General features: G+C 61.1%; 14 protein-coding genes. 4 read left to right on the forward strand and 10 right to left on the reverse strand.

Annotated elements, in window-relative coordinates; all coding sequences use genetic code 11:
- Positions 1-664, forward strand: a 664-nt coding sequence (locus J0I64_RS16805; RefSeq protein ID WP_291410301.1) for a carbohydrate ABC transporter permease, incomplete at its 5' end; no start/stop codon positions are given.
- Positions 665-813: 149 nt separating this feature from the next.
- Entirely contained in the window at positions 814-1,554 is a 741-nt protein-coding gene (locus J0I64_RS16810) for a carbohydrate ABC transporter permease (RefSeq protein ID WP_291410303.1), read from the forward strand.
- A 40-nt stretch (positions 1,555-1,594) separates the two neighbouring features.
- Here the strand turns inward: J0I64_RS16810 and J0I64_RS16815 are convergent, their stop codons facing one another.
- Positions 1,595-3,298, reverse strand: a complete 1,704-nt coding sequence (locus J0I64_RS16815) for a GMC family oxidoreductase N-terminal domain-containing protein (protein ID WP_291410305.1) — start codon at positions 3,296-3,298, stop codon at positions 1,595-1,597.
- A gap of 73 nt (positions 3,299-3,371) precedes the next feature.
- Positions 3,372-4,178 carry an AraC family transcriptional regulator gene (locus tag J0I64_RS16820; protein ID WP_291410307.1) on the reverse strand — a complete coding sequence of 269 codons (807 nt, stop codon included), beginning with the start codon at positions 4,176-4,178 and terminating at the stop codon, positions 3,372-3,374.
- 333 nt (positions 4,179-4,511) lie between these two features.
- On the opposite strand from J0I64_RS16820, the gene J0I64_RS16825 reads away from it, so the two are divergent.
- Together J0I64_RS16825 and J0I64_RS16830 are read left to right on the forward strand one after the other, a co-directional pair.
- Positions 4,512-6,479: a primary-amine oxidase gene (locus J0I64_RS16825; protein WP_291410309.1), complete on the forward strand. Its 1,968-nt coding sequence runs from the start codon at positions 4,512-4,514 to the stop codon at positions 6,477-6,479.
- Positions 6,480-6,527: 48 nt separating this feature from the next.
- The gene (locus tag J0I64_RS16830; protein WP_291410311.1) at positions 6,528-7,202 is read left to right on the forward strand and encodes a hypothetical protein; all 675 of its coding nucleotides are present in this window, start codon (positions 6,528-6,530) and stop codon (positions 7,200-7,202) included.
- A gap of 46 nt (positions 7,203-7,248) precedes the next feature.
- Here the strand turns inward: J0I64_RS16830 and J0I64_RS16835 are convergent, their stop codons facing one another.
- From J0I64_RS16835 to J0I64_RS16870, 8 genes are all read right to left on the reverse strand, one after another.
- Positions 7,249-7,635, reverse strand: a complete 387-nt coding sequence (locus J0I64_RS16835; RefSeq protein WP_291410313.1) for a RidA family protein — start codon at positions 7,633-7,635, stop codon at positions 7,249-7,251.
- A 76-nt stretch (positions 7,636-7,711) separates the two neighbouring features.
- Positions 7,712-8,455: a GntR family transcriptional regulator gene (locus J0I64_RS16840; RefSeq protein ID WP_291410315.1), complete on the reverse strand. Its 744-nt coding sequence runs from the start codon at positions 8,453-8,455 to the stop codon at positions 7,712-7,714.
- Between the two features lie 68 nt (positions 8,456-8,523).
- On the reverse strand, positions 8,524-9,690 hold the full coding sequence (locus tag J0I64_RS16845) for a pyridoxal phosphate-dependent aminotransferase (RefSeq protein WP_291410317.1): 1,167 nt from the start codon (positions 9,688-9,690) through the stop codon (positions 8,524-8,526).
- 43 nt (positions 9,691-9,733) lie between these two features.
- Positions 9,734-11,017 carry an FAD-binding oxidoreductase gene (locus tag J0I64_RS16850; protein WP_291410319.1) on the reverse strand — a complete coding sequence of 428 codons (1,284 nt, stop codon included), beginning with the start codon at positions 11,015-11,017 and terminating at the stop codon, positions 9,734-9,736.
- A 2-nt stretch (positions 11,018-11,019) separates the two neighbouring features.
- Positions 11,020-11,571 carry an ABC transporter permease gene (locus tag J0I64_RS16855; RefSeq protein WP_291410321.1) on the reverse strand — a complete coding sequence of 184 codons (552 nt, stop codon included), beginning with the start codon at positions 11,569-11,571 and terminating at the stop codon, positions 11,020-11,022.
- 6 nt (positions 11,572-11,577) lie between these two features.
- The gene (locus J0I64_RS16860) at positions 11,578-11,976 is read right to left on the reverse strand and encodes an ABC transporter permease (RefSeq protein WP_291410324.1); all 399 of its coding nucleotides are present in this window, start codon (positions 11,974-11,976) and stop codon (positions 11,578-11,580) included.
- Positions 11,973-12,911: an ABC transporter permease gene (locus J0I64_RS16865; RefSeq protein WP_291410326.1), complete on the reverse strand. Its 939-nt coding sequence runs from the start codon at positions 12,909-12,911 to the stop codon at positions 11,973-11,975. Before J0I64_RS16865 ends, J0I64_RS16860 begins: the two co-directional genes overlap by 4 nt.
- Positions 12,908-14,714: ABC transporter ATP-binding protein (locus J0I64_RS16870; protein ID WP_291410329.1), on the reverse strand; the 1,807-nt coding region annotated here is incomplete at its 5' end. The genes J0I64_RS16870 and J0I64_RS16865, both read right to left, overlap by 4 nt.

The following is a 14,714-nucleotide window of genomic DNA, read 5'->3' on the forward strand; positions in this document are numbered from 1 at the left end:
CATAAAGTATTTCGCCATTCACGTGCTGGTGGAAGTGCCCATTGGTCTCTTGATGGCGGCGCTCCTGACTTCGGGTGTGCTGCGTCGCAGCGAGGGCGTGTACCGTACCATCCTGTTCATTCCCGCAACGCTCTCTGTCGTCATCGTCGGCTTCATCTGGCGCTTGATTATCAACCCGCTATGGGGTGTCGTCGGCTTTCCGCTGCTGGGCAATCAGCTGACCGCGTTACCGACCATCTCGCTCATGGGCGTCTGGCAATATGTCGGCATTCCCATGATCTTTCTCTACAGCGCGCTGCTGGCGGTGCCCAACGATCTCGTCGAGGCTTCAAGGCTCGATGGGGCGAGCCCCTGGCGCACTTTTTGGGACATCAAATTTCCGCTGATCGTACCGCAATTCGGCTTGATCGTGATCCTGACCTTCATCTGGACTTTTAACGGCTTCGACCTGGTCTTCGCGCTCAACGGCTCTGCGCCGGGGCCAAACTATTCGACCGATATTTTGGGTACCTATTTCTACCGGACCTTCTTCGGGTCTTCGGGACAGGTGGCCGATCTCGATCTCGGCGCGACCGTCGCCACCGTCATCTTTAGCATCATGCTGCTCGTCACCGCGCTCTATTTCTGGCTGGTGCAGCGGCGGCTCCGTGCCCATACCGTCTAGAAAGGCACAGATATGACCAGCCTTGCCGACCACAGGTCAAAACTCGTCGCCGAGCCGACGACCGGCGCTGGACCACCGAGCGCGTTCTTGTTCACGTCATCCTGCTAGGTTTCGTTGTCCTGGCGCTTGGGCCGATTTTCGTCGTGATCATGAATTCGCTGAAAACGACGCCGGCGATTTTCGGCGGTCCCTTCGCGCTACCGACAGCAGAAACCTTTAGTCTCGATGGTTATGCCCGCGTCTTCACGCGCGGCAATTTCATCACCAACTACAGCAATAGCCTCATCGTCACCGTCTCGGCCGTGGTGTTGACCGTGGTGTTCTCGACGCTCGCCGCCTATGCGCTGGTCGAGTATCGGTTGACCGCACTGGTGCCCATTCTCACCGGGCTTTTCATCATCGGGGTCATGCTGCCGATCCGCCTTGGCACCATTCCGATCATCAAGATCATGGTGGCATGGGGCATCATGGACACGCTCCTGGCGCTGATCCTTGTCTATACGGCCATGAGCATTCCGCTCGCCGTTACCCTGATGATGACCTATTTCCGTACCGTACCGACTGAACTCAAGGAAGCGGCGCGCATGGACGGGGCCAACGAATGGCAGACCTTCCTCATCGCCCTGCCGCTGGTACGGCCTGGACTGGCGGCGGTCGCCACGGTGACCATGCTGCCGATCTGGAACGATCTGTGGTTCCCGCTGATCCTGGCGCCAGGAAAGGCCAATCAGACGGTGACACTGGGCGTACAGCAATTCGTGGGGCAGTTCCTCAACGACTATCCCGCCTTGCTGGCCGCCCTTACCTTGGGCGCGGTGCCGCTTGTTCTGTTGTTCACGGTGTTTTCGCGCCAGTTCATCAGCGGGCTCAGCCAGGGCTACAGCAAATAAGGCGGAAGGGGTGGGGCCGGAGTTCCCACCCCCGTTCGGTTCAGTGCCCCTGCTTGATGAGATCGGCAATGCGCTCGGCTATCATGATGGTGGGGACATTGGTATTGGCGCGCGGGATGGAGGGCATGAGCGAAGCATCGCAAATGCGCAGCCCGTCGATGCCGTAGACCCGACCCGCAGCGTCGGTTACAGCCCTAGGGTCATCCACCCGGCCCATTCGGCAAGTGCCGGAGGCGTGCCAGACCCCGCCCACCGATTCCCTGACAAAATTGTCGAGTGCGTCGGGGTCGCTGAGCAGCCTTTCAAGATCGAGACCGAGGGTCACGACATTGCGGATGAGCCAGGGCCGCAGCGGGCCAGCCATATCGAGCAGGGCCGAGAACGCGCCACGCTGCAGCGTGTTGAAGAGGCCCGGCCCCGCCACGGCGGCGACGCGTGCCGAATAGCTGGTGGGAAAGACCGGTCCCGCTTTGCCTTCCTGCATCAGGCCCAGAAGGCCCATGGCTCCGACAGTGAAGCCGTAGCGCAGGCGCGGCAGGTCGCGCGGGTCGGAGAGCATGGCGAAGTCAACCAGCGGCTCAGCGCGCGGATCCGGGCTTGTCAGGGTCAGTTGACCACGCGAATACGGCTTGTTGAGCCAGATGAAGAGCGTGCCGATGCGCTGGCCGATAGAGTGCCAGGCTGACCGCGCAATCATGGCAGCATGCATGTCGCCCTGCGGCGCATCCGGCAGGTCAGATGTAAAGCGCAGGATGGCGTGGTCGTGATGCTCATCGAGATCGCCAAGGCGCATGGAGGCGGGCAGGTAGGTGCTGACGGCCGTCGAAGCGTGCTCCATCAGGTTTTGGCCTACGCCCTGCCGGTCTGCGATAACGACAATACCATGCTGATGAAGCTGCTCGGCGGGGCCAATGCCGCTGCGCATCAGGAGGGTGGGCGTGTGTATGGCGCCGCTCGACACCACCACATTTTCGGCCAGCATGCGATGCGTGGCACCGCCCGAAGTGGGGGTGACTTCGGCTCCAATGACGCGGTTGCCCTTGAACAGCAGACGCTCTGCAATATGGCCTGTGAGTACGGTCAGATTGGGCCGGGCACGGACCTCCGGTGTCAGGTAGACGACCGATGTCGGAGCGCGCTGACCGTCGTCGGTGACAGCAATGGCGCCGACATAGACCCCGTCCTCCCAGAGGCCGTTCTGATCTTGCTGGGGTTTGTGACCTTGCTTGGCGAAGACATCAGAGAGTGCGCGTACATAGGGCGACATGCGCTCCTTTGAGATGCGGTGGATCGGCAGCGGTCCGTCCTTGCCGTGATAAGGTCCGGAGAAATCAGCATCGCGCTCGAGTTTGCGGAAATAGGGCAATACCTCTTCGAAGGACCAACCAGCCGCGCCTGCTTCAACCCATTCGTCGTAATCGGCAGGCGCGCCGCGATTGGCCACCATGGCATTGACCGACGAGCCACCGCCCAGCAGCCTGCCCTGTTCGTAGCGGCGCAATTGGCGGTTTGGCGTGCTGCCGAAATAGGCCTTCAGATCCGGCCAGATATTGCCGGAATCGAGATAGGCGCGGCCGGGATAGCGGCTGCGGACATGCGGAGCCATGGATGCTCGGGTAAGGTCATTGCCCGCCTCGATCAACACCACTCTTGTGCCGGAATTTTCGCTGAGCCGAGCCGCCAGAACGCAGCCGGCCGAGCCGCCGCCAATGATGAGATAATCCGCAGTGCCGTCCGTATTCATCGCTGCCTCCCCGTCGATGCGCGGAGAGACTAGACCCACGCAGGGCGAGGTTGCTTGACCCAGCGTCCGACAATTATTGGACGATCTGGGTGAGTTGCGGCGCCTGGCGCAAGGAACTGGGCGGAAAACCGACCCGCTCCTTGAAGAACCGCGTAAAACTCGATTGCGCTGAAAAGCCCAGGGTTTCGGCAATGTCGTCGATCGGCTTGTCTTCCCAGAGAAGAGAAATTGCACGCTCGATGAGTAGCGCATCGACATACATGTTCGGCGCAATACCCATGGAATTACGGAACTGCTCGAAGAAGCGCGAGCGTGACATGCCAACACTGCGCGCCACCGCCTCGAAATCAGGACCGCCCTTGGTGCGAACGCGCAGGGCCGAGAGCGCGCGGCGAATGCGGAAATCCATCGCTGTGCGTTCAGAGGCGTGTTCGGGTGCAAGCTGCGCGGCCTCGCACATGATGGAAGAAACCATCTGTTCGATCCTAGTGCTATCCACATCGGCGCCTTTGCCGAGCATGCGCGCAAGAAGGTCCACCCGGATGCGCATGCCAGCGGTGATGGCGCATGCGCTGTCGGCAAAGGCTGGCCAGTCCATGCGCTGCCTGCACCAGTCCTTGTCGATATAGAGCGCAAGCATCTGGGTGGGCGCTCGGCACTCCTCCGGAATGTCGAAATGTCGCTGCCAGGGATTGACCAGAACCCAGTTGCTGCGGTGGAGCCCGATGGCGCGGTTCTCCACTTGCATGCCGCGATCGGCACCGGAAACCTTGAACAGAACATGGATATGAGGATGGGCATGGGTCGCGATCGGGCGCGTTATATCTAGATAGGTGACCCTGCCGAAATCCCCTCGGTAAGCGCCCAGAATTCCCGTCATGGTTTCCTCCCATATGACGTTTCCATGGTGCTGTTTTGGCGTCAGCGAACTGCCACAGTTCAGCAGGAGGTCGTTCGACGGTCAACAATTGGCTTTGTCTATTGAGGCCAGAATTCGCCACATATGGAAACTTGTAACTATCTGAAAATAAATCGAAAAATTGACATGTCGATTGAACGATCACGCGATTGAGGGATTATCTCAGCGTCCGATCTTTGGTCCGGAACGCCCTCCGAGTGCTGGAAGCTCGCCTCTCGGACGACGACTATGGCGCTCAGAAGCAATCCTCGTCGGGAGCGGGGAATGCGATTGCCAGACGTCAAGGAGAGGACGATGAACCACGTGCATGCAGCGGCAACTCAGCCGCAGGGACAGGCTGCTTCCCCACCCCCGAGTTACCTGCAGGCGCTGGCGCCGCTGAGCGCCGCCGAGATCAATTCTGCCGTCAGCGCCATCAAATCAGATGTCGATCTGGGGCCAGGGGCCCTGTTCGGCAATATCGACCTGCGCGAACCGAGCCCACAGGAATGGCGCGATCACCTCGCCGGCAAAGCCTTCCGCCGCGAGGCGCGGCTCAATATTTCCCATCTCGATCGCCCCGGCGTCTGGATGGTTTTCGTGGCGCTCGACAACAACCGCATCATCTTCCGCCGCCATTTTCCTTCCTCGCATTCGGCCTTCCAGGTCGAGCAGCTGCTCGATGTCGAACGCAAGGTGAAGGCTGATCCCAATTTCATCGAGGCATGCCGCAAGCGTGGCATTACCGATATGACCGGCGTCTGCGTCGATAGCTGGTCAGGCGGCAATTTTGGTGATGCTGGCGAAGAGGGGCACATGGTCTCCTATGTGCACTGCTGGCTGCGTCTTTATGAAAACGAGAATTTCTATGCCCATCCCATCGATGGCCTGAACGTCGCCATCGACGTCAAGACCGGCGAAATCCTGCGTATCGACGATCATGGCGGCCCGCCGATTCCAATGATCGATGTGCCCTACGATCCCGACTTTATGCCCACGCGTGCGCCGATGAAGCCGCTCAACGTGGTGCAACCGGAAGGCACGAGTTTCACCATGGATGGCCATGCCATCGCCTGGGACAAGTGGACGCTCGGTATCGGCTATTCGCCGCGCGACGGCATCATTCTCCACGATGTGCGCTATGATGGCCGCCCCATCGTGCGTCGCATGGCGCTGGGCGAACTGGTTGTGCCCTATGGCTCGCCGGAGCGTGGGCACTATCGCAAGAATATCTTCGATATCGGCGAATATGGCTTTGGCAAGTTCAACCATTCGTTGAAACTGGGCTGCGATTGCCTCGGTTCCATCCACTATCTCGACTCGCATTTTTGCGGGCTCGATGGCGGTGTCATCACCATCGAAAAAGGCATCTGCATCCACGAGGAAGATACCGGCGTCCTCTGGAAGCACTGGGATTTCCGCGTGGACCGCACGGAAGTGCGGCGCGGGCGGCGCCTCGTGATTTCCTGCATCAATACCGTGGGCAATTACGAGTATGGCCAGTACTGGTATTTCGACCAGGCCGGCCAGATCGAATGCGAGGTCAAGGCGACCGGCATCGTCGACACCATGGCCTGCGATCCCGGCGATCCCGGCAAATTCGCTGCCGAAGTGTCACCAGGGCTCTCGGCCCCCATCCATCAGCACATTTTCTGCGTTCGCATGGATATGAACCTCGATGGCGGCGGCAATAGCGTCGTCGAAGCCAATAGCTATGCCGAGCCCATGGGGCCGACCAACCGCTTCGGCAATGGTTTTTATGCCGAGGAAACGACGCTCAAGACCGAGCTCGAAGCCGGCCGTAAGGCCAATCTCGATACGCACCGCACCTGGAAGATCGTCAACCCCAACAAACTCAATGCCCTGGGAAAGCCGGTCGGCTATCGGCTCCATGCGCCTGACTGCGTGACGCCGATGACCAATGAAGCCGGGCCCTCGGGCATCCGCTCGAACTTCATCCGCAATCACCTCTGGGTGACACCCTACAATGAAAACGAGCGCTATCCGGCGGGCGAATATGTCTGCAATTCGGATGGCAGCGATGGCCTGGCCGAAGTGGTCAAGCAGAACCGCAATGTCGAGAATACCGACATCGTCGTCTGGCACTGCTTCGGCCTCCATCACGTCGTGCGGCCCGAGGATTTTCCCGTGCAGCCCTGCATTTCCTGCGGCTTCAGCCTGATGCCCTCGGGCTTCTTCAACCTGAACCCGTCCAACGACCTGCCGCGCGAAACCAACAAGGCGAGCGTGCTAGCCCTGGGCGAACCGGCCTGCCACTGCTGAACAACGAAGACCGGGGCAACCCGGTCTTCGCATTCTTGGGGCACGACGATGTCGGTCTATCGAGATCCAAAAAGTTGGCTAGTGTTCGTCGTGGCGGGGCTTGCGACGGCTTTTGCCTGGTTGTCTCTGATCAATCCGGGCATGGCTGGACTCATCGAGCTTTGTGGCGAGAACGGCGTTTTCGCCTATATCGCGCCATGGGACGGTGAGCGCCTGTTGGGCCTTGGCGCCATGTGGTGCGCGATGGGTGTGGCGATGATGGTGCCCTGCATTACGGCGGCGCTGGTCGCCAATGCCTGGCGCTGGCGTGAGAGCTATGGTTTTTTCACCGCGGCTCTATGCCACGCACTTGGCTATTTTGGCGTCGTATTGCCGTTGGTTCTTGCTGCTGCAGGGCTGGAATGGGGGCTGGAGTCTGCCGGCCTACTTAGAGGTGGTTCGCCACCAGACCATCCCGCCGCTTCAGCACTGCTCGTGGGCGCCGGTTTGGGCTCCCTAGCGTGGCGGCGTCGAAATTGCCCATGGCCTCGTCTATGGTTGGGGCCGGTCCATGGTGGTGTTAGGCACGCCTACCGGCACATGCCTGTTCTTGTCGCCATGATCACCGTGCAGCTTGCTGCCGGGTCGATGAACCTGGGCGTAATGTTTCTACTTGGCTTGGCAATGCTCGCCCTGGAGTTCTCGCCGCGTGCCCTTCGGCACGCGGTGCCGGCCATTAGATAGTAGCCTGATTGTATGGGTAGAGCGTCGCGGGCGCGGAGACGTGCCACTAGCCGCGCTTGCGCGCCGTCACCTCTATCTCGACCTTGATCTCCTCGACCGGGAAACCACAGATGATCGTTGTGTTTGTCGGGCGGGGATCCGAAAAAGTCTCTCCCAGGACCTTTGAGACAGTCATGACGTCGCCCCGGTCTGCGACATAGACATTGAGACGGACAATGTCGGACAGGCTTGCCCCAGCAACGTCGAGGGCATTGGCGATGGTGCGCAGCGATTGGCGCGTCTGTTCTTCAGGATCGGGCGAGATCGAGCCGTCGGGGGCGTGGCCGGCTGTGCCAGACACGAACACCCAGTCGCCATCGACCACAGCGCGGGAATAGCCCGCCAGCTTTTCAAACTTCGATCCAGAGGAAATGGCCCAGCGGTCAGTCGACATGGTCTTCTACTTTCATGTTGGTAATCGCCAGCTCCGCCCCGGCGCGGGGTCGAGAAGCCATCGAATGTCGGACGCTCTAAGGGGTGTCGGCCGAGCCGTCTTCCGCGGCGAGAATATCGAGCAGCAAATCCTGCGAAGCGCGGATATCGGCCTCACATGCCTCGCCCAAGGCGTTCCAGTCCCCGTTCTTGATCGCATCGATCATCGCGGCGTGCTGGTCGGTGAAGCCGGACCTGTGCTCTGTCTTGAGCAGTTCGCCCATTCGGTCGGACAGAAACCGCACATAGGGGCCCGAGCGTAGCCAGAGATTTTCAATCTGGCTCAGTAGCACGGGGCTGCCGGACGCTTGGTAGATGTGGAAGTGGAAGGCCCGGTTGGCCGCAGTCATCTCGGTATTGTTGCCGGCGCTGGCGCTGGCCCGGTGGCGGCTCAATATCTGCTCAAGTGTGGCGATATCCTCCGCGGTGAGCAGAGGGCCGGCAATGCGTGCGGTCGCACCTTCAACTATCATGCGCGCACGCGTGATGTCGCGCAGTTCGGGAGCCGTAATTGCAGGCACATAAGCGGTTCCGGCCGCCGAAATGCTAAGAGCATTTTCCGAGGCCAGGCGGCGCAAAGCCTCGCGCACCGGCATATGCGAGGTCTGAAAGCGCTCCGATAGCGAGGCAATTGTGAATGCTTTTCGTGCTTCGAAAGCGCCCGACATCAAGGCGTCGCGCAATTGCTCATAGACAAGGTCATGCACAGTTTTGCGGGAAGAAACTGGTTTCAGCTCACCGGTCGAGAATTTGCTTTCGAGCAATCGAATACCTTTTCGCATGTGCTGAAGCCCGCCTATTCTTTGCTAGTATGATCTACGAGCACCAACCGCAACACGGAAATGCCCGCTCAGCCGAGCTGTCGGACGAAACTCGTGACGCGGTCCAGTGCCAGGTCGATATCTTCTAGCGACAGAGAGCCGAAACAGAAGCGCAGACGACCTTCTCCGGCCGGGCCGTAGAAGCTTCCGGACGCCACGACGACGCCGGTCTCGTCCATCAGGCGTTCCGCGAAGGTTTGTGCCGAGAGGCCAAACTGCGAGACGTCAGCGAAGGCGTAAATCGTGCCCTGCGGCCAGGGGCAGGTCACGCCCGAAATCTGGTTGAGCCGGGTTACGACGCGATCTCGCTTCTCCCGATCGTCAGCAATCAATTGCGCCAGTACGGCGGGATCGCCACCGAGCGCGGCGAGTGCGCCCTCCTGAATGAACGTATTCACATGGGTCACGTCATTGGCGGTAATCTTGAGAATGGCGCCGACTGCGGCCTTGGGTGCTGCCAGGTAGCCGATACGCCAGCCGTCCATCGCGTAGCTCTTGGTGAAGGCAAAGAGCGTTACCGTGCGCTCGGCCATGCCGGGTAGTGACGCAATGGAAATGTGCTTTGCCCCGTCATAGACGATCTCTTCGTACACTTCGTCAGACACCACAATCAGGTCATGGCGAATAGCGACATCTGCGAGGGCAGTCAGCTCTTCCCGAGTGTAGACCCGGCCGGTTGGATTGCACGGATTGATCAACACGATCATCTTGGTGCGTTCGGTGATACTGGCCTCGATCAGCGCCGCATCGATGGCGTAGTCATTCTTTGCGTCGAGGGGAACCGGAACCGCAGTGCCACCCGCCAGTTCGATCTTGCCGATGTGCTGGGGGTAGTATGGTTCGAGTAAGATGACCTCGTCGCCGTCATCAATAAAGGCCATGAAGGCGGCATAGGAGCCGTGAGTCAGTCCATTGGTGACGACGACCTGGTCCGCGGTGACGTCCATGCCGTTCTGACGAGCAAGCTTGGCCGCAACGGCTTCACGCAGGGCGGGGATACCCGGCAGGTCCGAATAGTGAACCTTGCCGTCCTGAATAGCGGCAATCGTCGCGTCCTTGATATGCTGAGGCGTGTCCGCGTAGGGCTTGCCAAGTTCCATATGGATCAGGTCGTCGCGGCCACTGGCCGCGGCGCGAGCATACATGCCGAAGGATTTTTTGGACGTGCCGGTGATGCGGCGGGCGAGCTGTTTCATAACTATAGGTCCTCACGGCGCTTGTAGCCGCTGCACTGTTCGATCATCTGGCCAGCATGTCTTTCAGGCGTGCCTGGATAAGAGCAGCCGAAGCGACAATTGGCGTGAATTGGTGGAAGGGCAGGGGGCGGAGTGTCCTCACTGGAATGGGGAGGTCTTCGACATTCTCGCCCAAGGCGGCTCGTGCCAGAACGCGTCCCAACTGCGCGGTCATGGCAATGCCGCGACCGTTGCAGCCAATGCCACCGAACCAGCCGTCGCCCATCTGATAAAGGCGCGGCAGGAAGTCTGGCGTCATGGCGGCAGTGCCGGTCCAGACCACTTCCGGCGTGACGGCCCGAGGAAGCGCGAGCTCCTCGCTGAGGCGCTCGGCAACCGCACGCCCGAGCCGGTCAAAGGCGCCGAACGGAATTGCCGCCATGCCGCCGCTGATCAGGCGATTGTCGCGATCAAGCCGATAGGTGAAAAGGTTTTGTCTGGTATCGCCCACGGGCCGACCGTCGGGCGCGATGCGCCGAACTGTGTCCGGGTCAGCAGGCGTCGTCGCGATCTGATAAACTCGCAAGGGTACAGACGACCGTCCCATGCGCGAGGCGACCCCGGTCGTGAAGGCATTGGTGCACAGCAGAACCTTGGTGGCCTTGAGCGTTGCACCCGAGCGCATGGTCAAGCGCCAGCCGTCGCCGTCGCGCGTGACCTTGTCGACACATTGCCCTTCATGCACGGTGCCGCCACGGCGCCGAACGCCCTGGACAAGTCCACGGAGATAGTCGAGCGGGTGGATAGTTCCACCTTCATCATCGAGGAGCGCGCCGGAATAAATGTCCATGCCCGTATGTTCGCGGACCTGGTCGGCATCGAGAAATGAAACCGGGCGCCCAAGCGCACGCCAGAGTTCGGCGCGGGCCTTCAGCATGTCCGCACTCGCCGCGCCATAAGCGGGATTGAGCCAGCCGGTCTGTAGCGCGTCGCAGGTAATGCCGTCTTCCTCAATGGTTCGGAACACAGCATTGGCGCCATCGCCGACCAGGCGAAGCAGCGCATTGCCGCGCTCGGTCCCAAGGCGCGTACGAACCGCATTCGGATCCGCCTTGGCAAAATTAGGCACCACGAAGCCAGCATTCATGCCGCTGGCACCGGCGCCGATCCGGCCCGCTTCCAACACGGCGACGGAGCGACCGGCAATCAGCAGTTCGCGCGCCGCTGTCATGCCGGTAAAGCCGCCGCCAATGATAGCGACGTCAACCGCTTGCGGGATCGTCGTGTCGGATTCAGCCGGCAACCGCGCGGTTCGAGTCCAAAGAGTGTCCAGGGTCTGGCTGGTCATGGTCAGGTCCGAATACGCGGATCGAGCAGGATGTAGAGGAAATCCACGATCAGGTTGGCGATGACGATGAAGAACCCGGCCAGCATGACCACACCGATGATGACCGGCCGGTCCTGCGTCTGCACGGACTGCACGGCCAGCGAGCCGATACCCTGGAGGCCAAACACCTGTTCGGTGACGAGGGCCCCGCCGAGCAGAGCTGCGATGTCGGCGCCCAACTGCGTCGTCAGTGGCGAGAAGATCGATCGCACGCCATGCTTGTAGACGACCTTGCGCTCCGAGAGCCCTTTGGCACGGGCGGTGCGAATATAGTCTTCGCCCAGCACTTCGAGCAGTTGCCCGCGTGTCAGTCGCGCATAGATAGCGGCCGAGGTAAGCGCCAGCGTGAACCACGGCAGCATCAGATGCCAGGCCCAGAGGCCAGGATTGTCGAGGAATGGACGATAGCCACCGGGCGGAAAGAGCGTGAAGCCGGCCTGGCGCGGCACGAAATAGAGGAAATAGAGCGCAGCCATGCCAAGGACGAAGGATGGGAAACTCACACCGATGAGCACGAAACCCTACCCGATCCGGTCCGCAAGGCTTCCCGGCCGCCGCGCCGACATGATGCCGATGGGAATGCCCATCAGCAGCCAGAGTACGACCGCGCCAACGCAGAGCGAGATGGTTGCCGGCATGCGGTTCTTGATCAGCTCCAATACGGGCTGTTGGTTGCGATAGGAATAGCCTAGGTCACCAGTGAGGCTGCGGCCGACAAAGCTCGCATATTGCTCGATGATCGGACGGTCGAGCCCGAGATTCTCGCGCACCATGGCCACCTGCGCCTCGGTGGCGCGTTCACCTGCGACGATACGCGCGGGATCGCCAGGAGCCACGAAGAACAGTGTGAACACAAAGCCGCTGAGCATGACGAGGACGAGCGCGGCAAAGCCGATCCGGCTGGCGATGAAGGAGATCATGACGCTGCCCCCGCAGGCTTCTTTTTCTTCTTGTGGACCTTGTGCCGCATGCTGGCAGGGTCGAGCGCGTCGCGCAGGGCGTCGCCCAGAATGTTGAAAGAGAGGGTGGTGAAAAGCAGGGCCAGGCCCGGGAAAAGCACCAGCCACCAGGCGAACATATAGATGGAATTATTCGCCGCCTCGGCCAGCATGCCGCCCCAGCTCGGCGCCGGCGGAACGATGCCGAGGCCGAGGAAGGACAGCGTTGCCTCAAAGATGATCGAGGTTGGCACCATCATTGTGGTGTAGATGATGATGGGCGCACCCAGGTTGGGCAGGATGTCGGTAAACATGATCGACAGGTGCCCTGCGCCCATCGAGCGCGATGCGAGCACGAACTCCCGCTCCTTCAGCGACAGGACCTGTCCGCGAATAACGCGGCCCATTGTCGTCCAGGAGAAGAACACGATGACCGTGAGGCTGAGTGCCAGGCTCGGTCCGAACACGGCCACCAGCGAGAGCATGCACAGCAGCACCGGGATGCTCATGACGAGATCCATGACGCGTCCGAGCACCAGGTCGATCCAGCCACCAAAATAGCCGGCCATGAGCCCCACGGTTACGCCGATAGCCGCGGCCAGCAGCGAGGCGACGACCCCGATGGCTAGCGAAATGCGCGCACCATGGGCCAGGCGCACCAGCACATCGCGCCCCAACTGATCGGTGCCGAAGAGGAATTCTCCGCTCGGCGGGACGGGCAGGCCGGTGGGGGTAAGGCCGGTGCTGAGGAACTGGGCGACAGGGGAATGACCGGTCAGCGCAGCGATGCCGTCAGCCCCTATGGCGACAACGGCCAGCGCGACGATGAATAGCATCGACACCATGCCGGCCCTGTCGGAGAGGAGCCTGCGCATGGTCAGCTCCAGCGAACCGCGCTGCTTGATTTCGGTGCTCATGGCGTCGCCCCCTGAGAGAGGGGATCAGCAAAACCGCCGCCGCTCTTGCGATAGTTCGGATCGGCAGCAGCCAGCAGCTCGCGCGTATAGGGATGCTGGGGCTGATGATACAGCGTGTCGGTGTCGCCACGCTCGACCACCTGGCCAGCCTTCATCACGATGATCTCGGAACTGACATGCCGAACGACCGCCAGGTCGTGTGAAATGAAGAGGTAGGACAGTCCGAGTTCGCGCTGCAAGCGGCCGATCAGGTTGAGAATCTGCGCCTGGATGGACACATCGAGAGCGGAAACCGGTTCGTCGAAAATGATGATCGAGGGATTGAGCGCCAGGGCACGGGCGATACCGATGCGCTGCCTTTGCCCCCCGGAAAACTCCGATGGGAAGCGGTTGTAGTGCTCCGGATTGAGCCCAACGATCTCCATCAGGTCGCGAACCTTGTTCTTGCGCTCGGCGCCATGCGCCACGTTCTGGATGCGGAACGGATCACCGATGATCGAGCCGACGCGTCGGCGCGGATTGAGCGAACCGAAGGGGTCCTGAAACACCATCTGCACGCGCTTGCGCATTTCGACCCACTCGCGCCGATCAAGACCGATGACGCTTTTCCCCTCTATGGTCACATCGCCCGATGTCGGGGGTAGGAGCCCTGCGATGATGCGCGCCAGGGTCGACTTTCCGCAGCCGCTTTCCCCCACAATGCCCAGCGTCTTGCCGCGCGGCAGTTCGAGGCTGACGCCCTTTAGGACTTCGAGATTGATGTTCTTGCCGAAAAGCGAGCGGCCGCCATAAGTCAAACGAACATCCGAGACGCTGACGACAATATCGGAGCCTTGTTCGATGGCCTTCGGCTCTTCGGGCGCCGCAGCAACAGCGCCGGCCGTGTGCGCCGCCTTGTCCTCGAGCCAGCATAGCGATCGCGTGCCATCGGCAAAGTCGCGCAGCGGCGGGCGTTCCCGTCGGCAGATGTCCATGGCCACAGCGCAACGGGGCGCGAAGGCGCAGGCCTTCTGGTCAACGAGAAGGCTGGGCGGCTGGCCGGGAATGGAGGGCAATGTGCCACGGCTCTCGTGGCTGGGCGAAGAACGCAGGAGGCCAAGCGTATAGGGATGCGCCGGCGTGGTCAGCACGGCCTCGCCGGGGCCCATCTCCATGCGATTGCCCGCATACATGACCATGGCATGATCGGCGATGGAGGAGAGCAGTTCGAGATCGTGGGTGACCATGATGATGGCCGTGCCCAGTTCGAGCCGCATCTCGTTGAGGAGGTTGATGATCTGCGCCTGCACGGTCACGTCGAGCGCCGTAGTCGGTTCGTCGGCAATAAGCAGGGCCGGGCGCAGCACGATGGCCATGGCGATCATGACGCGCTGGCGCATGCCGCCCGAGAATTGGTGAGGATAATCGTGGACGCGTTTTTCGGGATCGTGAATGCCGACGCGTCCGAGAATGTCGATCGCTTCCTGCAGCGCCTCGGCCTGGCTGATCTTGCGGTGCGTGCGGATAGCCTCGGTGATCTGTGCGCCGATCGTATAGAACGGATGCAGGCTCGAAAGAGGGTCCTGCGAGATCATCGCAATGCGATTGCCGCGCAATCGCTGCATATCCCTGGCGGAAAGCTCCAGTAGATTCCGCCCCTCGAAGAGGATTTCGCCCGAGATGATGGCGCCGGGCAGCAACCCCATAATGGCCTGAGACAGCACGCTCTTGCCCGATCCGGATTCCCCGGCAATGCCGAAGAGTTCCCCGGCTTCCACGTCGAACGAAACGTCGCGGGCGGCGTGGACATGACCATCCCCGGTG

The sequence above is a fragment of the Devosia sp. genome (assembly GCF_017307565.1).
GTDB lineage: Bacteria > Pseudomonadota > Alphaproteobacteria > Rhizobiales > Devosiaceae > Devosia.

Bases quoted from the DNA above. Each gene is read 5' to 3' on its own strand.
- J0I64_RS16810 (WP_291410303.1), top strand. From the start codon at position 814: ATGAATTCGCTGAAAACGACGCCGGCGATTTTCGGCGGTCCCTTCGCG.
- J0I64_RS16825 (WP_291410309.1), top strand. From the start codon at position 4,512: ATGAACCACGTGCATGCAGCGGCAACTCAGCCGCAGGGACAGGCTGCT.
- J0I64_RS16830 (WP_291410311.1), top strand. From the start codon at position 6,528: ATGTCGGTCTATCGAGATCCAAAAAGTTGGCTAGTGTTCGTCGTGGCG.
- J0I64_RS16845 (WP_291410317.1), bottom strand. From the start codon at position 9,690: ATGAAACAGCTCGCCCGCCGCATCACCGGCACGTCCAAAAAATCCTTC.
- J0I64_RS16820 (WP_291410307.1), bottom strand. From the start codon at position 4,178: ATGACGGGAATTCTGGGCGCTTACCGAGGGGATTTCGGCAGGGTCACC.
- J0I64_RS16860 (WP_291410324.1), bottom strand. From the start codon at position 11,976: ATGATCTCCTTCATCGCCAGCCGGATCGGCTTTGCCGCGCTCGTCCTC.
- J0I64_RS16835 (WP_291410313.1), bottom strand. From the start codon at position 7,635: ATGTCGACTGACCGCTGGGCCATTTCCTCTGGATCGAAGTTTGAAAAG.
- J0I64_RS16815 (WP_291410305.1), bottom strand. From the start codon at position 3,298: ATGAATACGGACGGCACTGCGGATTATCTCATCATTGGCGGCGGCTCG.
- J0I64_RS16850 (WP_291410319.1), bottom strand. From the start codon at position 11,017: ATGACCAGCCAGACCCTGGACACTCTTTGGACTCGAACCGCGCGGTTG.
- J0I64_RS16865 (WP_291410326.1), bottom strand. From the start codon at position 12,911: ATGAGCACCGAAATCAAGCAGCGCGGTTCGCTGGAGCTGACCATGCGC.
- J0I64_RS16840 (WP_291410315.1), bottom strand. From the start codon at position 8,455: ATGCGAAAAGGTATTCGATTGCTCGAAAGCAAATTCTCGACCGGTGAG.